The 20,486-nt window shown below is 70.7% G+C and carries 20 protein-coding genes; 8 read left to right on the forward strand and 12 right to left on the reverse strand.

Annotated features, from left to right (window positions below; all coding sequences use genetic code 11):
• From ACFY5B_RS19915 to solA, 7 genes are all read right to left on the reverse strand, one after another.
• Positions 1-476 (reverse strand): aldehyde dehydrogenase family protein (locus ACFY5B_RS19915; protein WP_389970875.1); only part of this gene is annotated, 476 nt, incomplete at its 3' end.
• A gap of 41 nt (positions 477-517) precedes the next feature.
• The gene (locus ACFY5B_RS19920; RefSeq protein ID WP_389970878.1) at positions 518-1,798 is read right to left on the reverse strand and encodes an NAD(P)/FAD-dependent oxidoreductase; all 1,281 of its coding nucleotides are present in this window, start codon (positions 1,796-1,798) and stop codon (positions 518-520) included.
• Positions 1,799-1,966: 168 nt separating this feature from the next.
• Positions 1,967-2,734 carry an amino acid ABC transporter ATP-binding protein gene (locus tag ACFY5B_RS19925; protein WP_389970881.1) on the reverse strand — a complete coding sequence of 256 codons (768 nt, stop codon included), beginning with the start codon at positions 2,732-2,734 and terminating at the stop codon, positions 1,967-1,969.
• On the reverse strand, positions 2,731-3,690 hold the full coding sequence (locus ACFY5B_RS19930; RefSeq protein WP_258199119.1) for an amino acid ABC transporter permease: 960 nt from the start codon (positions 3,688-3,690) through the stop codon (positions 2,731-2,733). The genes ACFY5B_RS19925 and ACFY5B_RS19930 overlap by 4 nt, the downstream gene beginning before the upstream one ends.
• A 1-nt stretch (position 3,691) precedes the next feature.
• Positions 3,692-4,711 (reverse strand): ABC transporter substrate-binding protein, encoded by a 1,020-nt coding sequence (locus ACFY5B_RS19935; protein ID WP_389970885.1) that lies wholly within the window; start codon positions 4,709-4,711, stop codon positions 3,692-3,694.
• A gap of 211 nt (positions 4,712-4,922) precedes the next feature.
• On the reverse strand, positions 4,923-5,603 hold the full coding sequence (locus ACFY5B_RS19940) for a haloacid dehalogenase type II (RefSeq protein WP_389970888.1): 681 nt from the start codon (positions 5,601-5,603) through the stop codon (positions 4,923-4,925).
• 51 nt (positions 5,604-5,654) lie between these two features.
• Entirely contained in the window at positions 5,655-6,794 is a 1,140-nt protein-coding gene (gene solA / locus ACFY5B_RS19945) for an N-methyl-L-tryptophan oxidase (protein WP_389970891.1), read from the reverse strand.
• 283 nt (positions 6,795-7,077) lie between these two features.
• Between solA and ACFY5B_RS19950 the strand changes: the two genes are divergently transcribed.
• Positions 7,078-8,700, forward strand: coding sequence for a PucR family transcriptional regulator (locus ACFY5B_RS19950; protein WP_389970894.1), 1,623 nt, complete (start codon positions 7,078-7,080; stop codon positions 8,698-8,700).
• 114 nt (positions 8,701-8,814) lie between these two features.
• Here ACFY5B_RS19950 and ACFY5B_RS19955 read toward each other — a convergent pair whose 3' ends face one another.
• The 3 genes from ACFY5B_RS19955 to ACFY5B_RS19965 form a co-directional block, all read right to left on the reverse strand.
• Positions 8,815-11,196: a glycoside hydrolase family 65 protein gene (locus tag ACFY5B_RS19955; protein ID WP_389970897.1), complete on the reverse strand. Its 2,382-nt coding sequence runs from the start codon at positions 11,194-11,196 to the stop codon at positions 8,815-8,817.
• Between the two features lie 255 nt (positions 11,197-11,451).
• A complete protein-coding gene (locus ACFY5B_RS19960; RefSeq protein WP_389970900.1) occupies positions 11,452-12,129 on the reverse strand; it encodes a helix-turn-helix domain-containing protein in 678 nt (225 codons plus the stop codon).
• A gap of 100 nt (positions 12,130-12,229) precedes the next feature.
• Positions 12,230-13,303 carry a zinc-dependent alcohol dehydrogenase family protein gene (locus ACFY5B_RS19965; RefSeq protein WP_389970903.1) on the reverse strand — a complete coding sequence of 358 codons (1,074 nt, stop codon included), beginning with the start codon at positions 13,301-13,303 and terminating at the stop codon, positions 12,230-12,232.
• A 239-nt stretch (positions 13,304-13,542) separates the two neighbouring features.
• Here ACFY5B_RS19965 and ACFY5B_RS19970 point away from each other — a divergent pair, with 239 nt between their 5' ends.
• Positions 13,543-13,842: a WD40 repeat domain-containing protein gene (locus tag ACFY5B_RS19970; protein ID WP_389970906.1), complete on the forward strand. Its 300-nt coding sequence runs from the start codon at positions 13,543-13,545 to the stop codon at positions 13,840-13,842.
• A gap of 87 nt (positions 13,843-13,929) precedes the next feature.
• Here ACFY5B_RS19970 and ACFY5B_RS19975 read toward each other — a convergent pair whose 3' ends face one another.
• A complete protein-coding gene (locus tag ACFY5B_RS19975) occupies positions 13,930-15,144 on the reverse strand; it encodes an acyl-CoA dehydrogenase family protein (RefSeq protein WP_389970909.1) in 1,215 nt (404 codons plus the stop codon).
• 77 nt (positions 15,145-15,221) lie between these two features.
• Positions 15,222-15,596, reverse strand: a complete 375-nt coding sequence (locus ACFY5B_RS19980) for a ferredoxin (protein WP_352100004.1) — start codon at positions 15,594-15,596, stop codon at positions 15,222-15,224.
• Positions 15,597-15,723: 127 nt separating this feature from the next.
• Here ACFY5B_RS19980 and ACFY5B_RS19985 point away from each other — a divergent pair, with 127 nt between their 5' ends.
• From ACFY5B_RS19985 to ACFY5B_RS20010, 6 genes are all read left to right on the forward strand, one after another.
• The gene (locus tag ACFY5B_RS19985; protein ID WP_389970912.1) at positions 15,724-16,083 is read left to right on the forward strand and encodes a DUF6479 family protein; all 360 of its coding nucleotides are present in this window, start codon (positions 15,724-15,726) and stop codon (positions 16,081-16,083) included.
• A 49-nt stretch (positions 16,084-16,132) separates the two neighbouring features.
• Positions 16,133-16,486: a hypothetical protein gene (locus tag ACFY5B_RS19990; RefSeq protein ID WP_389970915.1), complete on the forward strand. Its 354-nt coding sequence runs from the start codon at positions 16,133-16,135 to the stop codon at positions 16,484-16,486.
• A gap of 161 nt (positions 16,487-16,647) precedes the next feature.
• Entirely contained in the window at positions 16,648-17,154 is a 507-nt protein-coding gene (locus ACFY5B_RS19995) for a SigE family RNA polymerase sigma factor (protein ID WP_389970917.1), read from the forward strand.
• Positions 17,155-17,165: 11 nt separating this feature from the next.
• Complete coding sequence (locus ACFY5B_RS20000) at positions 17,166-17,693, forward strand: cellulase (protein ID WP_389970920.1); 528 nt, start codon at positions 17,166-17,168, stop codon at positions 17,691-17,693.
• A gap of 135 nt (positions 17,694-17,828) precedes the next feature.
• Positions 17,829-19,103, forward strand: coding sequence for a glycosyltransferase (locus tag ACFY5B_RS20005; protein WP_389970923.1), 1,275 nt, complete (start codon positions 17,829-17,831; stop codon positions 19,101-19,103).
• A complete protein-coding gene (locus tag ACFY5B_RS20010; protein ID WP_389970926.1) occupies positions 19,100-20,362 on the forward strand; it encodes a hypothetical protein in 1,263 nt (420 codons plus the stop codon). The genes ACFY5B_RS20005 and ACFY5B_RS20010 overlap by 4 nt, the downstream gene beginning before the upstream one ends.
• The last annotated feature ends 124 nt before the right edge of the window (positions 20,363-20,486 follow it).

Genomic DNA, 20,486 nt, shown 5'->3' on the forward strand with positions numbered 1-20,486 from the left:
GCCAGGGGGAAGTTCCACGGGGTGATGAGCAGGCAGGGGCCGACGGGCTGGCGGGTGACCAGCAGTCGGTTGCGGCCGTCGGGGGCGGTCATCAGACCGCCGTCGATGCGGACGGCTTCCTCGGAGAACCAGCGGAAGAACTCCGCGCCGTAGGCGACCTCGGCACGGGCCTCGGCCAGCGGCTTGCCCATCTCCAGGGTCATCAGCAGCGCGAGGTCCTCGGTGCGCGCGATGATCAGGTCGTAGGCGCGGCGCAGGATTTCGCTGCGCTGGCGGGGTGGTGTGGCGGCCCAGGCGGCCTGCGCGGCCACCGCCGCGTCGACGGCGCGCTGCCCGTCGGCGGGTGAGGCGTCGGCGACCCGGCACAGTTCCTCGCCGGTGGCGGGGTTGTCGACGGGCAGGGTCCGGCCGGACTGCGCGTCCTGCCAGCCACCGCCGATGAACAACTGCTTGGGAACATCACGGACGACAGTCATCGTGGGTATCTCCTTGTATGAGTAGAGGAACTGCCGACCGGTCAGCGGATGCGGTCCAGCGTCTTGTAGTAGGCGCCCGCGAAGGGCAGGAACCAGGCGGTGCCGTTGTAGAGGGGGATGCGGGGCGGGGCGATGTCGCGGACCGGGCTGACCTCGGGGTGACCATCCATCACCTCGGCCATGACCTGCCCCATGTGGGTGGCCATCTGCACACCGTGGCCCGCGTAGCCCATGGAGTAGTAGACGCCGTCATCGGTCTGCCCGGCGTGCACGATGCGGTCCATGGCGAAGCCGACGGAACCGCCCCACACGTACTCGATCTTGGTGCGGGAGAGCTGGGGGAAAATCTCGCACATCTCCCGGAACAGAACCTGTCCGCTCTTCTTGTCCGAGGTGGGGTCGGACGGCGCGAAGCGGGCACGGCCGCCGAACAGCAGCCGGTTGTCCGGGGTGAGCCGGAAGTAGTGGCAGACCTGGTTGGAGTCCACGATGAGACGGGCCTTGGGGATGATGTCCCGGCCAAGGGCCTCGCCGAGCGGCTCGGTCACGATGATGAAACTGCCCAGGCACACCTGCTGGCGGCGCAGCCAGGGGAAGTTCTTGTCGGTGTAGGCGTCGGTGGCCATCATGACCTGCCCGGCACGGATGACACCGCGTTCGGTGCTGACCTCGAAACGTCCGGCGGCGGTGCGCCGGACGCCGATGGCCGCGTTGCGCTCGTGGATCTCCACACCGGTGCGCTCGCACGCCTCGGCCATGCCGCGCACGAAGCGGCCGACGTGCAGTGCGGCACTGAACGGGTCGAGCAGACCGCCGTGGTAGGCGTCCGAGCCGATCTCGGAACGCAGCTCGGACTTGCCGACCAGGGTGGTCTCGTGCCCGAAGTACTGGGCCAGGTCCCGCTGCTGGGCCTTCTTGCTCTCGAAGTGCGCGGGGCGGGATGCGACGCCCAGGCGTCCGACGCGACGGAACTGGCAGTCGATGGACTCCTCGTTCACGAGCCGCTCGACGGTGTCCACGGCCTCGCCGTAGGAGTTGTAGATCTCGCGGGCCCGTTCCAGTCCGTACCGGCGGATGGCCTGGCGAACACCGATGGTGAAGCCCAGGTTGGCCATGCCGCCGTTGCGGGCGGAGGCACCGGAGCCGATCTGGCCCTTCTCGACGAGGGTGACGCGGGCACCCTTGCGGGCGGAGTGCAGGGCGGTGGACAGACCCGTCAGGCCGGCGCCGACGACCACCAGGTCGGTGTCCTCGGTGACGGGCTTGCCGGATCGGTCGGGAAACGCCCCGGCGGTTTCTATCCAGTAGGGAATCGTCTTCATGTCGGGTCCTTAGCGGGGAGTTTCGAAGGGGGGCGGGGCCCGGCCGGGCACCACCAGGAGCCCGGCCGACGGCGCTGTCAGCGCTGTGACGGTCGGATCGACGTCGAACTGGTAGGCGTTGAGGACCGGGACCGGCAGGGTGCGGAAGTTATGTCAGTCCCAGCGCTTCTACAGGACCCTTTCGAGGAACGCCTGGGTTCGTTTCTCACGGGGGTTGCCGAGGACTTCGCGGGCGTCGCCGCGTTCGACCGCGACGCCGCCGTCCATGAACAGCACCTCGTCGGCGACCTCGCGGGCGAAGCCCATCTCGTGCGTGACGAGCAGCATGGTCATTCCGTTGCCGGCGAGGTCACGCATGACGGCGAGTACTTCGCCCACGCGTTCGGGGTCCAGTGCGCTGGTGGGTTCGTCGAACAGCATGATGGTGGGTTCCATCGCCAGCGCGCGGGCGATGGCCACGCGTTGCTGCTGGCCGCCGGAGAGCTGAGCGGGGTATTTGTGGCCGCATCCGTCGAGGCCGACCTTGGCCAGCAGTTCTCGCGCCTGCTCGCGGCTGGCCTCACGGTTCTTCTTCTTCACCAGCACCGGTCCGGACATGACGTTGTCCTCGGCGGTCATGTTGGGGAACAGGTTGAACTGCTGGAAGACCATGCCGATGCGGGTGCGCTGCTGGGCCAGCCGCTTGGGGCGCACGGCGTGGTAGGCGTCGTCCTTCTCGACGTAGCCGAAGTCCTCCCCGTTGACCTTGAGGACACCGCGGTCGACGGTCTCCAGGCCGTTGATACAGCGCAGCAGTGTCGATTTGCCGGATCCGCTCGGGCCGATGATGCAGGAGATCTCTCCGGCCGCGACGGTCAGGTCGATGTCACGCAGGACCTGGTGACGTCCGTAGCTCTTGCACAGTTTGCGTGCGACGATCGTTCCGTCGGCGTTCACAGCAGGGACTCCCTCGTGGCGGGTACGGGCTGGCCCGCCTCCGGCTCGGCCGACGTGGCGGCCGGGGTCAGCCGCACCCGGGTCGAGCGGGAGAAACGGCGCTCGATCATGGACTGCGGCACGCTCAGCACCAGCGTCATGATCAGGTACCAGAGGCTGGCCACGATCAGCAGCGGAATCGTCTGGTAGTTGCGGGCGTAGATCGACTGTGCGCTGTTCAGCAGGTCGGCGACGCCGAGCACGCTCACCAGCGAGGTCTCCTTGAGCATGCCGATCACCTGGTTGCCGGTGGCCGGAACGACCGACGGCATGGTCTGCGGGATGATCACGCGCCGGAGCTTGGTGAACCCCGACATGCCCAGGGACTCCGCGGCCTCGTGCTGTCCGCGAGGAACCGAGGCGAACCCGCCGCGGATGATCTCGGACATGTACGCGGCCTGGTTCAGCGTCAGCCCCACGACGGCCGCGGTCATCGGTGTCATGATCGCGTTCACGTTGACCGGCGTGGAGATATCGGTGAACGGGATACCGATCGAGATGTGCGGGTACAGCGCCGCGATGTTGAACCAGAAGATCAGCTGCACGAGCACCGGGGTGCCGCGGAAGAAGGCGATGTAGAGCTGGGCCAGCCCGGAGACGGGCCGCTGATGCGACATGCGCATCACCGCCAGGACCAGCCCGAGCAGGGTGCTCAGCGCCATGCTGACCGCGGTGAGAACGAGCGTGATCAGCAGACCGTTGAGAATCGATTGCGTGGTGAAGTAGCTGAACACCACCGGCCAGCGATAGTTCTCGTTCGTCACCGCCGTCCACACCAGACCGGCGACGATCGCGATCGCGACGGCCCAGGTGACATAGTCACGCGGTCGTTTCGGCGTGATCCGCTTCTTTTCTTCGGCCAGCAGTTGTGACACCGGTCGGCTCCTGGTCTTCGTACCGATCAGATCCGTGGACATGTCAGTCCTGCGGGACGGCCATGGCCGCGGTCTTGATCCCGAGGTCCTTGAGACCCCAGCGGCCCAGCGCCTGGGTGTACTTGGGGTCGTCGATGATCGACTGGATGGCGGCCTTCACCGCGGGGGTCAGCGCAGAGTCCTTCTTCAGCGCGACGGCCACGGGCTTGGTGGCCACCAGGGGCTTGAGGACATCGAACGTCTTGGGCTGCTGCCGGGCCGCCCACTCGAGCGCGATGAAGTCGTACATCACCGCGTCGATCCGCTTGGAGACCAGCTGGGTCAGAGCGTCGTTCACGCTGGGCAGGGTCACCGCCTTGATGGCCGGCTTGCCCTTGCTCGTACAGTCCTGCTTGGACAGCTGGGGCAGCCACTGCAGCTCCGCGGTGCTGCCGGAGGTGACGGCGACGCGGTGCCCGCACAGGGAGTGGGTGCCCAGCTTCTGCGGGTTGCCGTAAGGGACGGACACCCCGGTCCCGGCCTTGAAGTAGTCGACCATGTCGAGCACCTTCAGCCGGTCGCTGGTTGCACCCATGGTGGAGGCGGTGAAGTCGTACCGATCGGCCTGCAGACCGGTGATGATGGTGTCGAACTTGACGTTGTTGATCTGCAGCTTCAGGCCGAGCTTGGCGGCGATCAGCCGGGACATGTCCGGGTTGAACCCGATCGGGGTCTTGTTGTCCGACGCCATGAACGTGGTGGGCGGATAGGCCAGGTCCATGGCCACCGAGAGCGTGCCCTTGTCCTTCACCGCCGCGGGCAGCAGCTTCACCGCCTTGGCATCCGGCTTCACGCCCACCGAGATGTCGTCGGTGTGCTCGGCCGACGCACCGGCACCCCCGCCCTGCGTCGTGCCCTTCGCCCCCACGTTCTGCCCGGTGCCGCTCGCCCCGCACGCGGCGAGCGCGAGGGCCAGGGCGGTCGTGACGATCGGGATGCTCAGGTGCCTGTTGACCTGCATCGCGGCGGCCACGGCGCCTGCGGTGCGGAGTACGGTTCTGCGGCCTGTCCGGTTGCTTTCCATGGCGGTGCCTCCTGAAGAACGCTGGGGATACGGGGAATCCGTGATGCGGGGTATACGGGGAATCCGTGATGCGGGGACGACGTGGGGATCTCACGGGGGGGGTGGGACGTCGTCAGCGGACGGCCGGAAACGCGCGGGGCTCATGGGCGGTCACGCGAGACCGGGCGCCTGTCGGAAAGAAGGTGCTGAGTGAGCGGGTATGCGTCGCGCGTCAGATGCCCAGCATCTGGTTGAGCTCGTCCAGGGACTTGACGGTCACGTAGTCGTAGCCGTGGGTGACGGGGTCGTAGCCGCGGTCCAGGAGGATGAGGTTGCGGAAGCCCATGTCGTGCATCGGCATCAGGTCGTAGCGGGTGTGCGAGGAGACGTGCACGAAGTCCTCGGGGGACGCGTCGAGCTGGTCGAGCATGTACTCGAAGGCCGCGTAGCGGGGCTTGTAGAAGCCGGCCTGCTCCGCGGTGAAGACCGCGTGGAAGTCCGCGCCGAGGCGGGGCACGCTCTCCTCCAGGAAGGAGTCGTCCGCGTTGGACAGGATGACCAGCTTGTAGTTCTCACCCATCTTCTTCAGCGGCTCCGGAATGTCCGCGTGCGGGCCCCAGCTGCGCACGCCGTCCGCGAAGCGCTTGCCCGCCTCGGGGGCGGCCTTGATGCCCCACTTGCGGCAGACCCGCTCGAAGGAGTCCTGGAGCACCTGCTCGTAGGAGTAGTACGCGCCGCGGACCTGGTCGTAGCGGTAGCCGCGGAACTCCCGGACGAACTGGTCCCACTGCTCGGCCGGGATCTGGTCGCCGACGAGTTCACGTGTGATGGGGGTGATCGGGTATTCGATCAGCGTGCCGTAACAGTCGAAGGAGACGTACTTCGGGCGGAACTGGAACGAGGGAACGGGCATGGAAGTGCTCCACTTTCTTGGTTCGGGGAACTGGTTACGGGCCACAGCGCTTCAGGCGGCGCCGACTCCTGCCGGTGCGAGGAAGCCGACGGGGTGCTCTGTGGTGCCGTCGAGCGCCAGGTCCGCGGCGATCTCGCCCATGGCGGGCGAGAGTTTGAAGCCGCTGCCGGAGAAGCCGGCCAGGACGACGATGTCGTCCTCGCCGGGGAGATGACCGACGAGCGGGTTCCCGGACTTGGTGTAGCCCTCCATGTAGACCGAGAGCCGGATGGGGTCGGGGTTCAAATCGGGCATCAGCTCGCCGATGAGCTCGCGGAAGGTGGCGAGTTCCTCGGGGCGGACCGTGCGGTCGAGCCGTTCGGGGTCGGGGACGGGCAGATAGCGGGCGAAGGAGAGGCCCAGCTTGACGGAGATGCCGTCGGGCGACGGGAGTCCGTAGCAGTCATGGGGTGCGCTGCGGACGAAGGCGGGTGCGCCGCCCGCGAACCAGTCGTGGCGGGTGGGGATGTGCCAGGAGCTGACGAGCCGGCGGATGTCGACGGCCCTCGGCAGGTCCGGGAGCAGGGTGTTGACCCAGGGGCCCACGGTCACCACCGCGGTGTCCACGTGGTCCGTGCCCTGGTCGGTGACGATGTGCACCCCGCCGCCCGCCGCGGGGGCGATCTCGTGCACCGTGGTGTAGCGGTGCAGCCGGGCACCCAGCTGCTCGGCGCGGGCGGCGGCGGCCTGGATGGACGCCTCGGGCCTGATGATGCAGCCCGTCCGGTCGAGCACGGCGGTGTGCCCGTCCGGGAGGCGGTGCTGCGGGTAGCGACGGGCGAGTTCCTCCCGGTCCAGCACCTCGTGGTCCAGCTTGTGGGCGGTGCTGGCGGAGAGGAGGAGGCGCATGGGCGCGGACGCGGTCTCGCCCATCACCAGGCATCCGCTGCGACGGCGCAGCGAGAAGCCGGTTTCGCGCTGGAGCCGGTCCCACATCCGGTCGGCGAGCCCCAGCAGCGGGATGTATCCGGGGTCACCGAGGTGCACGGCGCGGAAGATGCGGCTCTCGCCCCCCGCCGCGCCGCGGTCGTGCCCCGGCGCGTACCGGTCGTAGCCGATGACCTCGGCTCCGCGGGCGGCCAGCCGCCACATGGCCTGGCTGCCCATGCTGCCGGCGCCGATGACGGCGACGCGCTTCGGGGTGCGGCGCATGAGGTCGCTCCTTTCGCCGGAGGTGGCATGGGTGACGGTGAGGTCCCCAGCACCGGGCGGACACCGTGCGGACTCTTGCGGTCCGTGTCCTGCTGGGGATGGCGTTCACTTTCGACCCGGGTGAACACGCAGGTCAACCCACACTGTGTTCCACCTGACGGCCTTCTCGAGACGGTCTGTCACGGCAGACGTCCACGCTTCGGAAAGTGCCACTCCGCCTCTTGTCACCGCGGTGGGCCGGTGCGAAGGTGACCCCCGACCCCTCAGGAAGAAAGCACCCTCTATGCCGCCCAGACCCCCCGTAAGCGGGCACTTCCTCACCATCGCGGAGGTTTTGCGCCTGCCGGTGCTCACCGAAGGGATGCCGCGCGTTCTGGCCGGTGAGTCACAGCTGAACCGTGCGGTGCGCTGGGTGCACGTCACCGAGCTGCTCAATCCGGCGGACTTCCTGGAGGGCGGTGAGCTGGTGCTGACGACCGGCATGCCGTATCCGGAGGACGCATCCAAGCTGCGGGGCTACGTCGACCAGCTGGCCGACGTCGGTGCGGCGGGCCTGATCGTGGAACTCGGTCACCGCTACCGAAGGGTGCCCGACGAGCTGGTGGCCGCCTGCCGGGCCCGTGAGGTGCCGCTGGTCGAGCTGGCCCGCGGGGTCCGCTTCATCGACGTCACGCAGACGGTGCACGCCCTGATCCTGGACGCCCAGGGGGCACTGCTCCGCCGCGGGCGGGAGATTCAGGACATTTTCACCGCCCTGACGCTGCGGGGGGCGGGTCCCGAGGAGCTGGTGCACACCACCGCGGAGCTCGCCGGAGCCCCGGTGGTGCTGGAGGATCTCACCCACCGGGTCCTGATGTGCGAACTGCTCGGCCGGCCGTACGAGCCGGTCGTGTCGGCCTGGGCCCGGCGCTCGCGGGCCGCGCCGACCCTGGAGAAGCTCGCGCCGAGCGGTCCGGAGGGGTGGCTGATCGCCCCGGTCCAGGACCATCGCGGGCCGTGGGGACGGCTGGTCCTGCTGGAGGACCGGCTGAACACGGAGCCCGACCCGGAGCACCTGCTCATCCTGGAGCATGCGGCGGTCGCGCTGACCATGGCCCGTCTGGCCGGACCGGCCTGGTGGGAGCGCCGCGCCCACCGCTCCGTTCTGCGGGACCTGTACGAACGACGCTTCCGCTCCCCCGCCGACGCCCGGGCCCGGGCCGAGGCGCTGGGGCTGCCGGCGTTCGGGCACCGCCTCTTCGCCATGGTCATCCGTCACACCTGTCGCAGTGGCGAGGGCGAACAGCTCGACGAACGCATCGCGAAGGCCCTGACGCAGACCGGCGTCCGCGCACTGGTCGGCGAGACGGCCCCGGGCCGGATCGGCGTGCTCCTCGCGCTGGCGCAGGCCAGCGCCTGGCAGCCGGTCGCCGAGCGGATCGGCCGTCTCGCCCGCGAGGAACTCGGCCCGCAGGCCGTCGTCGCCGTCGGCCCGGGGGTGACTGACCTCTCCGGTATCGCCCGGTCATGGCAGGAGGCCGAGCAGACGGCCGAGGCCATCACGCCGGCCTCGCCCGAGCGGTGGTTCTACGTCCCCGCCGATGTCGACCTGCCGGAGCTCCTGGGCGTCCTGCGCGCGGACACCCGCCTCCAGCGGTACGCGGAACGGCAGCTGACCCGCCTCATCGAGCACGACGACCGCAACGGCGGCGACCTGCTGCCGGCGTTGCGTGCCTATCTGACGGCCGCCGGGAACAAGTCGGTCGCCGCGAAGCTGGCCGGCATGTCCCGGCAGGCCTACTACCAGCGCCTCCACACCATCGAACGGCTCCTGGGCTGCGACCTGGAATCAGGCCTGCAGCGCACGTCTCTCCACGTCGCGGTGCTGGTCCTGGACGCGGGCGCAAGCGTCGTACCGGGCAGCTGACGGGCACGTCGGCCGACGCGCGGGCGTAGTAGCCGGTGGGTGATTCCGTGGGTTCTGCCGGGGACGGTCCGTCGTTTCCCGTGGCAGGTACTCGGTCTCGCCCGCCCGGGCTCGTCACGCGCCGCGACCGTCCGCGAGGACCAGTCGTCGCGTCTCCCCCGGTGCCACTGCGACCGACCGGTCGGGCAGCTCGACGTCGATCGGCGGGAGGCCGGACTGCGGAACCGCGATCTTCAACCGCCCGCTCGTCAGCCGCAGTCGTATGCCCCAGTGGCCCTGGTAGCGGATGGAGAAGCCGTACGAGGACAGCTCCGGCAGCGGCACGGGGTCCAGCCACAGTGACCCCGCACGGGTCTCCAGACCGGGCAGTCCCCGCTGGACCAGGTCGAGGGTGCCGGCCATCGCGCCCAGGTGGATGCCCTCCCCCGTCGTGCCGCCCTGCAGGTCGGCGATGTCGCCGCGCAGGGCCTCCTGGCAGTACCGCCATGCCTCGGCGCGTCGGCACCGCGCCAGGACCCAGCCGTGGACCAGCCCGCTGAGGGTCGAGCCGTGGCTGGTGCGGGCCAGGTAGTGGTCGATGGTGCGCCGCCAGGTCTCCTCGTCCAGCCGGTGGCCCAGCCGACCGAAGAGGCGCTGGAGTTCGAACGGCGAGAAGAGGTAGCCGAGCATCAGTACGTCGGCCTGCTTGGACGCCTTGTAGCGGTTGACGCTGTCGCCCTCGGCCTCCAGGATCCGGTCCAGGCGCCGGATGTCGCCGTAGCGCGCGCGGTAGTCGTCCCAGTCGAGTTCGGCGAGGTCGCCGTACCCCTCGAACTGGCTGATGACGCCGTCGTGGAACGGCACGTGGAGCGTACGCGAGACCTCCTGCCAGCGGTCGGGCTCACCGTCGTCCAGGGCGATGCGTTCGACGAGTTCGCGGCAGCGCGGTTCGGGCAGGGTGCGCAGCACCTCCAGGGCGCGGGCGAGGACCCAGGCCGCCGTGACGTTGGTGTACGCGTTGTCGTCCAGGCCCGGCCGCTCGGCACCGGGGTAGGCGTCGTGGTACTCGTCGGGTCCGACGATGCCCCTGATGCGGTGCCTCCCCAGGTTCGTGTCCCAGGTGGCCGAGTCGGCCCAGAATCGCGCGATCTGCACCAGCGTCTCGGCGCCGTCGGTGTGCAGGAACTCCACGTCACCACTGGCCTCGCAGTACTGCCACACGTTGTACGCGATCGCCGAACCGACGTGGTGCTGGAGGTGGGTGTGGTCGGGCAGCCAGCGGCCCGAGCGGGGATTGAGGTGCAGCCACTGGGTCTCCTCCCGTCCGTCGCTGCCGCTCTGCCAGGGGTACAGCGCGCCCCGGCGGCCGACGGCCCGTGCCGCGGCGCGAGCCCGGTCCAGGCGCCGGTGACGGTACTGGAGCAGGGCGCGGGACACCTCGGGGAAGTGCAGGTTCAGATACGGCAGGACGAACAGCTCGTCCCAGAAGACATGGCCGCGGTAGGCCTCGCCGTGGAGCCCGCGGGCCGGTACACCCACGTCCAGCTCCGCGGTGTGCGGTGAGAGGGTCTGGAGGACGTGGAAGAGGTGCAGGCGCAGGATGGCCCCCGCTTCCCCGGGGACGTCGATCTCGGCCCGGCGCCACAGCTGGTCCCAGGCCGTGCGGTGTGATGCCAGCAGGCCGTCGAAGTCCGGGGCCGCGCCCACCCGGTCCGCGGCGGCCTGCAACGGGTCGCTGATCGCCGGATCGCGTGAGGTGTGCAGGGCGATGGTCTTGTCGACGGTGACGGTACGGCCGGGGGCGAGGGACAGCGTGGCCCGCTGGACGGCGCGTGAGGGTTCGTGCCCGTCCGTGATCGGCCCCCGGGCCGTCAGCCGGGCGGCCATGCCGATCCGGATGTCCGAGGTGCGGGTGCGGCAGCGCAGCCAGACCGTGCCTGGTACGGCGGTGCCGGTGTGCACGTGGGTCAGGTGACGGCCGTCCAGGTCGCGGTAGCGCGGCACCCCGGCGTTGACGACCGCCCCGTCGAGCGCGGCCTCGATCTCCAGTTCGCCGGTGAAGTTCTCGGCGGTGAATTCGGTGCGCAGCGCCGCGAGGTGCGGATCGCCCATGTGCACCAGCCGCCGCTGCCGCAGGGACAGCACCCGCCCGTCTCCGAGGGCGTACCGGGTGCTGCGCTCCAGCAGTCCGTAATTCAGGAGGAGGGTCTGGCGGTGGTCGAGGACGGTCGCCGAGTCGGGGGTGAGCCACTGCCCGCCCGCCGGACGGGCGCGCAGCGGAAGCCAGTCGGGGAGGTTGACCAGGTCCTCGTTCTCGACGCGGCGTCCCGCGACCTCGGAGGTGAGGCGGTTGTAGCAGCCCGCCGCGTAGGTGCCGGGGTAGTGCACGTCGTCCGCCGTGCACTCGGGCAGCGCCCCGCGGGTGGCGAAGTAGCCGTTGCCCAGCGTGCACAGCGACTCCCGCACACGTTCCTCCGCGGGACGGTACCCCTCGTAGGCCCAGGACCGGTTCGTCACGGGAGCGGCTCCCGCCGAACCTGTCGCGGCACCGCGGCCACCATCGTCATCGTTCCCACCGCCTCGTCACGGCATGGTGCGGACCCACTCTCACCGTCGCATCCGGCGCAGCCGGACGCGAGGGGCGATCGGTCCGGCGCCGGGGCCGTTCGGCCCGAGGTACGCCGCCGGGGGCCGCGCACAGGCTGACTGAGCAGCCTGCGGGCGGCTGCGGTCGAGTCCCTGGGACACGGAGCGGCCGGGGCGTGTATGTGCTCAGACCACGGTGATGCGGCGCCCGCTGACGGTGACGGGCTCGATGCGCAGCCACAGGTCGCGCCGGCCTCCCGCCCAGGGGGTGCTGTACGCCTGCTCTTCGAGACGGGCGACCTCGTCCGGATCCGTCACGGTCGCCGCGGGCCCCCGCACCAGCACGCTCCAGCCCTCGCTGAACGCCTCGTCGATGCGGTCGGCCTCGAAGGCGACCCGGTGACCGTCCGCCTGTGCCGGAGTCGTTCCGGGCGCGGTGCGGAAGACGATGCCGCCGTCGACGACGCTGTAGTTGACCGGTACGACGACCGGCCCGGAGTCCGCGGGCAGGGCGAGGCGTCCCACTCCGTGGGTGGAGAGCAGGGAGCGGCACTCCGCTTCGGTCAGCTCCGTGAAGCGGGGTGTGCGGGCGGCTCGGCCGAGGCCGGGAGGCAGCTCGGAGTCGCCGCCGGTCAGATGCCACACCGTGGTCTTGAGCGCTCCTGCCAGCCGGAGGAGGGTACCGGCGCCCGGGTCGGTCGGCGGTCGCTCCTCCAGGTACTGCAGGTAGGCCTGCGACATGCCCGCCCGTGCGGCCGTCTCCTGCCGGCTCAGGCCGAGTTCGGTACGCCGCTGGGCGATCCGCCGCCCGAGGTCGCCCACCGGGCGTCCTTCGACGGCATGCGACGAGGCCCGTTCGGTCATGACGCTTCACCTCTCTCCTTCGTCAGGTCTCCTTCGTCAGGTCCTTCGTCAGGTCTCCTTCGTCAGGTCCTTCGTCAGGTCTCCTTCGTCAGGTCCTTCGTCAGGCCGCCCGGTAGGGGACGACCTCCTCGTGCGGCTCCTCGCCCAGGACGACCTTGAGCGCCCCGGTGTCGGCGGCACGGGCGAAGACGTCGTACGCCTCCTCCATGTGGGTCAGCGGGAAGGTGTGCGTGACCAGTTGCCCGGTGGGCAGGCGGCCGGCTGCAGCCATCCGGAGCAGGGTGGGCGTGGAGTACGTGTCCACCAGCCCGGTGGTGATCGTGACGTTCTTGATCCACAGGTCCTCCAGATGGAGGGTCGCCGGTTTGCCGTGCACGCCGACGTTGGCGACGTGACCGCCGGGCCGCACCATCCGCGTGCAGAGTTCGAAGGCCTCGGGGGCGCCGACGGCCTCGACGACCACATCCGCGCCCAGTCCCCCGGTGAGGTCCGCGACCAGCTGTTCGGGGGCCTCCCGGGCGTCCGCCACGGCGTCCGCGCCCAGGTGCTTCGCCGCTTCCAGCCGCGCTGCGGCGAGGTCCACCGCGACGATGCGCTCCGGAGCGAACAGCCGGGCCGTCACGACGGCCGCGAGTCCGATCGGGCCGGCGCCGACGACGGCGACGGTGTCCCCGGGCCGTACGCGTCCGTTGAGCACGCCGACCTCGTAGGAGGTGGGGAAGATGTCGGCCAGCAGCACGGCGTCCTTGCCGTCCAAGGTGCTGGACAGCGGGTGCACGGAGAGGTCCGCGTACGGCACACGGACGTACTCGGCCTGGGTGCCGTCGACCAGCCGGCCCAGGATCCAGCCACCGCCGCCCCGGCACTGGCCGTACGTGCCCTCACGGCAGGGCCGGCAGCGGCCGCAGGCTGTGATGCAGGAGACCAGCACCCGGTCGCCCGGCCGCACCGTGCGGACGTCGGCGCCGACGTCGACGATCTCGCCGACCGCCTCGTGACCGAGCACGGTGCCCGGACGGACCTCGGGCACGTCGCCCTTGAGGATGTGCAGGTCCGTTCCGCAGATGGTGACGGCGTCGACGCGCACGATGGCGTCGGTCGCCTCCTGGACACCCGGGTCCGGGACGTCCTCCCAGACGGACTGTCCGGGGCCGTGGAAGACGTAGCCCTTCATGGCGGTACCCCCTGACTGGCGCGGGTGATGTGTCCGGTTTGCTCCGCAGTTCCAGCTTGGCGCGGATCGCTGGGACGCGCTCGGGCCGGTCGCGCCCCGACCACCGGCCGCCCTGCCCCACGGGGACGCCCGCCCATCCGGCGACCGGCGGGTCCACCCCTGCCGAGTGGCTGCACCTCACCGCTGCAGCAGTCGCAGGGAGCTCAGGCCTGCTGGATCGGAGATTTCGTACTGGCGGTGTGAATCCCGACGGCCGCACCTTGGCCACCGCCGGCTACGACGGCACCGTGCGGCTGTGGAGCATTGGCGAGCGTCGCGCCACCGCCGACCTCACGGGACACACCGACGCCGTCCCGGGCGTTGCCTTCGGCCCTGACGGACGCACCCTCGCAACCATCGCCGGCGGAGCCACGCCAGAGCAACGGCTGTGGAGCCTCGACACCGACCACGTCGCCCGACTCATCTGCCAGGACAGCAACACCCACCACTGGCTCCAACTGGTGGCCGACTCGTCCGCGGCGAAGGCAGCCTGCGCCTGAGAACGGCCGACCCAGGGCTTCACCGGCCTGGCCCGCTGTGACGGCCAGAGCCAGGGGCCCGGGCTCCGGCGGCGTGCTGGTGGGCCCTCAGCGCCGCACCCTCGGCATCCCCAACCCGATCCACGAGATGATCTCGCGCTGAATCTCGTTATTGCCGCCGCCGAAGGTGAAGATGACCGCCGAGCGGTACCCGCGTTCGAGTTCGCCGTGCAGGACCGCGCCGGCCGAGCCCTCCTTCAGGGCACCGGGGGCCGCGACGATCTCCATGAGCCAGGCGTAGGCGTCGCGTCGCGCCTCCGAGCCGTAGACCTTGACGGCGGAGGCGTCCTGCGGAGTGAGGGTGCCGTCCTGGACCGCGCTCACCATCTGCCAGTTGAGCAGTTTGAGCGCCTCCAGCCGGGCGTGCGTGCGGGCCATGAGGCGGCGTACCCAGGGCAGGTCGGCGACGCGCCGGCCGTCGGCGAGCTTGGTCTCCGTCGCCCAGCGCCGCACGTCGTGCAGGGCGCGGACTGCCATGGTGCCGTGGGCGGCCAGGGTGACGCGTTCGTGGTTGAGCTGGTTGGTGATCAGCCGCCAGCCCTGGTTCTCGGCGCCGACCCGGCGCGAGACGGGGACGCGGACGTTCTCGTAGTAGCTGGCGGTGGTGTCGTGCGAGGCGAGGGTGTTGATCAGGGTGCAGGAGTAGCCGGGGTCGGAGGTCGGCACCAGGAGCATGGTGATGCCCTTGTGCGGCGGCGCGTCCGGGTCGGTGCGCACGGCCAGCCACACCCAGTCGGCCGTGTCACCGTTGGTCGTCCAGATCTTCTGGCCGTTGACCACGTACTCTCCCCCACTCTCGACTTCGCTCGAGCGGGAGGTGCCCCCGTCGTCCCGTACCGCCCTGGTGCGCAGGGACGCGAGGTCGGTGCCGGCGCCGGGCTCGCTGTAACCGATGGCGAAGTCGATCTCGCCGGAGAGGATCTTCGGCAGGAAGTACGCCTTCTGTTCGTCGGTGCCGTACCGCATGATCGTCGGGCCGACGGTGTTCAGCGCCATGAGCGGCAGCGGGACACCGGCCTGGGCGGCCTCGTCGAAGAAGATGAACTGCTCCATGGCCGTCAGGCCACGCCCGCCGTACTCCTTCGGCCAGCCCACGCCGAGCCAGCCGTCCGCGCCGAGCCGCCGGATGGTGTCGCGGTAGAACCGCTTCCGGGTGGCCGGGTCGCCGTGCCGGGCGTACGCCTGGTCCGGGACCAGTTCGGCGAAGTAGGACCGCAGTTCGGTGCGCAGCCGCTGCTGCTCGGGCGTGTAGTCGAGGTGCACGGCGCCTCCAGGCTCCCAAGGCCGGTCCTGTCGGCGCACACCGTAGAACGTGTTTCAGAAATTGGGAATGGCGTCGGTCAGTTCAGCGTGGCGAGAAAGTCCGTACACGCCCGTGCGCAGGCGCGGCAGGCCGCCGCCGAGTCCTCCGCTCCCGGTTGCCGGTCGAAGACGTGGGCGGCCTCCAGGCACACGGTCCGGCACCACTCCACCTGGACCCGGATGCCGCTCTCGTCCACCTGGTTCTGTTCGGACAGCACACGGCAGGTCGCGTCGCAGACCTCCGCGGCCATGATGCCCTTGCGTCGGACGAGTTCCTGGTTCTCGGTGCCGTCGGGATCCACGAGGCTCGCGCGCAGCGCACACGCTCGCGCGCACTCGGTACACGCCTGCGCACAGGCGAAACGGTCCTCCAGGAACCGGAACAGCTCCTGCTGGGATGTCGTCGAAGTCACACAGCGCGGGTAGCCCCGGTCCAGGCCGGTCAAACCGGTGTTTCCCGCGGAGTACCCCTCACGGACGGGCCGGGCTCCGGCCGGAGGGGGCCGGGTTCATGATGAGGACCAGGGGTACCCGCGGGCCATGACTGACGCATGGATGGAGATGGCCGCGGGCGGCGACGCCCCCGGCTTCGGGTTCGTCGTAACGGGTCTGGTGGTTCTGGCTCTGCTGCTGGGCGCCTTCATCCTGGGCCTGCGGCACAAGCGCCGGCGCCCGCCGCGGCCCGACGAGCAGCCCAGGCTGCCCGACGGCGGACCGGTCCGCGAGACGCTGGAGCGCCGCGAGCCGGACGAGATGCCGAGAAGTGAGGAGCGTCTGACGCCGCACGAGCTGAAGACGCACGGCAATCAGAGCGACCGGACCAGCGCCTCGCAGGAACGCCCGCGCTGGAACGAGGGCAGCAGCGGTGGCTTCGGCAGCGGCGGCCCGGGAGGCCGCTGAGTCCACCGCCCGGCTCGTCCAGCACGTCGTACACAGGGAAGTGAGAACCATGGCCGATTCCGCCCGCAGCGCCCTGCCACTGCCCGACTACGACCATCTGCCGATCGGCGGCCTGGAGAGCCGTGTGCGGTCGCTGTCCGCGGACGAGGTCGAGCAGCTTCTGGCCTACGAACGATCGCACGCCGACCGGCTGCCGGTGACCCGGTTGCTGGACTCCCGGCTGGACCAGTTGCACGGGGGCGCCGAACCGACGTCCGGCGACCCGAACGCCCTGCGCCCCGAGACGGGGCAGAGTGCCCAGGGAGGCTCGCCCGTGTCGCCCGCGACATCGCCGCAGCCGCACAGCCCGCCGCCGCACGGCACACCGGACCAGCCGGCCCAGCCGAAGGGCGACCGGACGTAGGAAGACACCCAGCCAGGAAGGGCCCGTGCCTGCGCACGGGCCCTTTTCCATGCCCTGCTCCAGGCGAAGTGAGGTGGATCACAGGTGTGGAGTGCAGCGTGGGGCGGGGGCCGGCGTCTTTTGAGAGGTGTAGGGGGCCACTGAGACGCAGGACGGTGAGGATGGAGCAGGTTCGGGCGGACGGCTTCGACGAGTTCGCGGCCGCCCGTTGGTCGGCGCTGCTCCATGTCGCGCGTCTGCTCACGGGGGGCGACCGGCAGCGGGCCGAGGATCTGGTGCAGGAGGCCTTGGTCAAGCTGTGGTTCGCCTGGCCGAAGGTGGCCGAGCAGGCTCCCGAGGCGTACGTCCGGACGGTGCTGGTGCGGCTGGCGGCCCGCTCGGCGCGGCGGCGCTGGTGGGGTGAGCGACCGGTGGAGCACCTGCCCGACCGGGCCGACCCGGGCGACGTGTCGTCCGCCGTCGCGGAACGTTCGCGGCTGGAGGCGGCACTGGCCCAGCTGTCGCCGAAGCAGCGGGCCGCGGTCGTGCTGCGCTACTACGAGGACCTGCCCGAGGCCCAGGTCGCGCAGGCCCTGGGCTGCCCGGTGGGCACCGCCCGGTCCCATGCGTCACGCGGAGTCGCGCGGCTCCGCCAGATCCTGTCCGACACCGTCAGGCCCGTGGGGTGAAAGGAGTACCGATGGACGACTTCGAGCGGGACCTGTCGCGGCTGATGCACGACACCCGGCAGCACACCCCCTACGAGCCCGCGCACCGGCAGCGGCTGCACGCGGGCATCCGGGCCCGCCGCAGGTCGCGGCTGCTGTGGAAGGCGGGCGGCTCCGCTGTGGCGGTGGCCGGACTCAGCGTCGGACTGGCCCTGCTGCCCAGTATGTTCACCCGCGCCCAGCCCGCAGATCACCGGCCGCGGCCGGTGACGAGCCCGACGGCCTCACCGGACAGCACCCCGACGAGCTCGGCGCCGGCACCGAGCACGACCCCGACCGAGCAGCCCGAGACGACCCTGCCCGCGACCACGACCAGCACCGGCGGCATCACCCCGTCCGGGACGAGGAGCGAGCCGACCGGCCCCGCGCCGACCACCAGTGCCCCCGAGAGCCGGACCACCTCGGCACCGCCCACGCCCCCTCCCTCCCCCACACCGACGACCGCCCCTCCGTCGGCACCGCACTCCGAAGAACCCTCCGCCTCGGTCTACCCCGAGTAGCCGCCTGAGCGGCCCCTCCCGTCAGGGGCACCCCGCCCCGAACTTCTCGACGCCTCACCCGTCACGGGCGCCTTCGGCATGCCCGGAACCGGCGCTCGGGCATGCCCCACGCCAGAAAGAGACCGTGAGACAGCCATGCGAACCGTATTGCGGTCGGTCCTGACCGACCGCCCGGCCACCGAACCGTCCGCGTTGCCGCGCCGGGCGCCCCTGTCGGCGCACCACCCGGACCCCGTCCTGGACGTGGTCGTTCCGGTGCACAACGAGGAGAACGACCTCGAACCCTGCGTCCGGCGCCTGCACGCACACCTCGGTGAGACCTTCCCCTACGCCTTCCGCATCACCATCGCCGACAACGCGAGCACCGACGCGACGCCGCGGATCGCCGCCCGGCTGGCCGCGGAACTGCCCGGCACGGACTGGATCCGGCTGGCGGAGAAGGGCCGGGGCCGTGCACTGCACACCGCGTGGTCCCGCTCCCGTGCCCCCGTGCTGGCCTATCTGGACGTGGACCTGTCCACCGACCTCGCCGCGCTGCTGCCGCTGGTCGCGCCGCTGATCTCGGGCCACTCGGACATCGCCATCGGCACCCGGCTGGCCCGCGGCTCCCGGGTGGTGCGCGGGCCGAAGCGGGAGATCATCTCCCGCTGCTACAACGGCCTGCTGCGCGGCACGCTCGCGGTGGGCTTCTCCGACGCGCAGTGCGGGTTCAAGGCGGTGCGGCGGGACGTCGCCGAGCGGCTGCTGCCGCTGGTGGAGGACCGCGAGTGGTTCTTCGACACCGAGTTGCTGGTCATCGCCGAGCGGGCGGGCCTGCGGATCCACGAGGTGCCGGTGGACTGGGTGGACGACCCCGACAGCCGGGTCCACATCCTCTCCACGGCGCTGGCCGATCTGCGGGGCATGGCCAGGATCGGCGGAGCCCTGGCCTGCGGCAGGCTGCCGCTGTCCGCGCTGCGCCGCAGCGGCGGCGACCTGGCCGGGGAGCTGCCCGCGGGTCTGGCCCGGCAGGTGGTGCGTTTCGCCGCCGTCGGTGCCGCCAGCACCCTGTGCTACCTGCTGCTGTACACCGTGCTCAGACCGGGGACAGGAGCCCAGGCGGCCAACGCGATCGCCCTGCTCGCCAGCGCGATCGGCAACACGGCGGCCAACCGGCGGCTCACCTTCGGTGTGCGGGGCCGTGGCGGCGCACTGCGCCAGCACCTCAAGGGCCTCGCCGCGTTCCTGATCGGACTGGCCCTGACGAGCGGTTCGCTCGCCCTGCTCCACCACACCGCGCCCGGGGCCGGCCGCCCGGTCGAGCTCATGGCTCTGGTCGTCGCCAACCTGGCCGCGACGCTGCTGCGTTTCCTCCTCTTCCGGGCCTGGGTGTTCCCGGCCCGCCGCACGACAGGATCCTCCGCCGCATGAGCACCGTCCAGCTGCGCCGTCCGCCCGGCGGTGCCGCGAAGCCCGAAGTCCCGCAGGGCGCGCGGAAGTTCAGGCCGCGGCTGCGGGCCGCCGCCGCGCGCTACGGGCCCGTGCTGCTGACCTACGGCGTGCTGAAGCTGGCCGGCTTCGGCGTCTTCATGTTCCTGCTGGACTCCGCGGGCGACTTCCGGAAGAAGAACCCGCGCTTCGGCGGCGGCGAGCACGCGTGGGACGTCCTGGCCAGCTGGGACGGCTGGTGGTACCAGCAGATCGCCGCGCACGGCTACGACCCGGCCCTGAAGCCGGTCCCGGGCGCGACGGGCCTGATCACGCTGGAGGGCAACTCGGCGGCGTTCTTCCCGCTGTACCCGACGCTGATGCGGCTGGTCTCGGAGTGCACCGGACTGGGTCTGTACGGCGCCGGCATGACCGTCTCCGTCATCGCCTCGTTCGCCGCCGCGCTCGGCATCTACACCGTGACGAAACGTCTCGGCGGCCACCGGGCCGGCCTGGTCGCGGCCGGGCTGTGGGCGGTCTGGCCCGGATCGGGCACGGAATGGTCGGGCTACTCGGAGTCCCTCTACACGGCCCTCGCCGCGTGGGCCTGCCACGCGGTCATGACCCGACGCTGGCTCACGGCCGGCCTGCTGACCTGCGCGGCCGGGCTGTGCCGGCCCACCGCCGTCGCGCTCGTCGCCGCCCTCGCCGTCGCGGCGGCGCTGTCCCTGCGCCGACGCGAGGACGGTGTCCGCCGCCCCCTGGCCGCTGTGGCGATCGCCCCCCTGGGCCTGTTCGGCTACCTCGGCTGGGTCAACTACCGCATGGGCGACATCAACGGCTACTCAAAACTCCAGGACGGCGCCTGGGCCCACAAGTTCGACTGGGGAGTCCACACCTTCGACGTGCTGACGTCCATCCCGGTCGGTCACTTCGACTACCGCTTCGCGATGCCCTTCGAGGACGTGATCGGTGTCTGCGTGGTGCTGGTGGTGCCGGTGCTGGCCGTGCTGCTGACGCGCCTGCGGCCGCCTGCCGTGCTCGTCGTCTACACGGTCCTCTCCTACCTCATGGTGATGACCACCCAGCAGTACTTCGGCAACGTCTCGCGCTATCTGCTCCCGCTCTTCCCGCTGTTCGTCCCCCTCGCTCTCGCGATGCGCCGGCTCCGATGGCCGTCCCTGGCCGCGGTCCTGGGCACGGCCGCGCTGGCCTCCGGGTCGTACGCGGGATACGTGCTGTTCGTGCTGGGAGTGCCGTAGGAACGGCTTGTCGGCGTCCGGTGCGATGGCTCCACGGTGAGATGGCTCCGCGGTGAGATGGCTCCGCGGTGAGATGGCTCCGAAACATTCCCTTCACGCAGGAAGTATTTAGGGGTAATGACCA

This window comes from Streptomyces sp. NPDC013187, from assembly GCF_042899705.1.
Taxonomy (GTDB): domain Bacteria; phylum Actinomycetota; class Actinomycetes; order Streptomycetales; family Streptomycetaceae; genus Streptomyces; species Streptomyces hawaiiensis_A.

Coding starts and splice junctions, on each gene's coding strand:
- ACFY5B_RS19950 (WP_389970894.1), top strand. CDS start 7,078: ATGCCGCCCAGACCCCCCGTAAGCGGGCACTTCCTCACCATCGCGGAG.
- ACFY5B_RS19935 (WP_389970885.1), bottom strand. CDS start 4,711: ATGGAAAGCAACCGGACAGGCCGCAGAACCGTACTCCGCACCGCAGGC.
- ACFY5B_RS19985 (WP_389970912.1), top strand. CDS start 15,724: ATGACTGACGCATGGATGGAGATGGCCGCGGGCGGCGACGCCCCCGGC.
- ACFY5B_RS19990 (WP_389970915.1), top strand. CDS start 16,133: ATGGCCGATTCCGCCCGCAGCGCCCTGCCACTGCCCGACTACGACCAT.
- solA (WP_389970891.1), bottom strand. CDS start 6,794: ATGCGCCGCACCCCGAAGCGCGTCGCCGTCATCGGCGCCGGCAGCATG.
- ACFY5B_RS19960 (WP_389970900.1), bottom strand. CDS start 12,129: ATGACCGAACGGGCCTCGTCGCATGCCGTCGAAGGACGCCCGGTGGGC.
- ACFY5B_RS19920 (WP_389970878.1), bottom strand. CDS start 1,798: ATGAAGACGATTCCCTACTGGATAGAAACCGCCGGGGCGTTTCCCGAC.
- ACFY5B_RS19930 (WP_258199119.1), bottom strand. CDS start 3,690: ATGTCCACGGATCTGATCGGTACGAAGACCAGGAGCCGACCGGTGTCA.
- ACFY5B_RS20005 (WP_389970923.1), top strand. CDS start 17,829: ATGCGAACCGTATTGCGGTCGGTCCTGACCGACCGCCCGGCCACCGAA.
- ACFY5B_RS19940 (WP_389970888.1), bottom strand. CDS start 5,603: ATGCCCGTTCCCTCGTTCCAGTTCCGCCCGAAGTACGTCTCCTTCGAC.
- ACFY5B_RS20010 (WP_389970926.1), top strand. CDS start 19,100: ATGAGCACCGTCCAGCTGCGCCGTCCGCCCGGCGGTGCCGCGAAGCCC.
- ACFY5B_RS19995 (WP_389970917.1), top strand. CDS start 16,648: ATGGAGCAGGTTCGGGCGGACGGCTTCGACGAGTTCGCGGCCGCCCGT.
- ACFY5B_RS19965 (WP_389970903.1), bottom strand. CDS start 13,303: ATGAAGGGCTACGTCTTCCACGGCCCCGGACAGTCCGTCTGGGAGGAC.
- ACFY5B_RS20000 (WP_389970920.1), top strand. CDS start 17,166: ATGGACGACTTCGAGCGGGACCTGTCGCGGCTGATGCACGACACCCGG.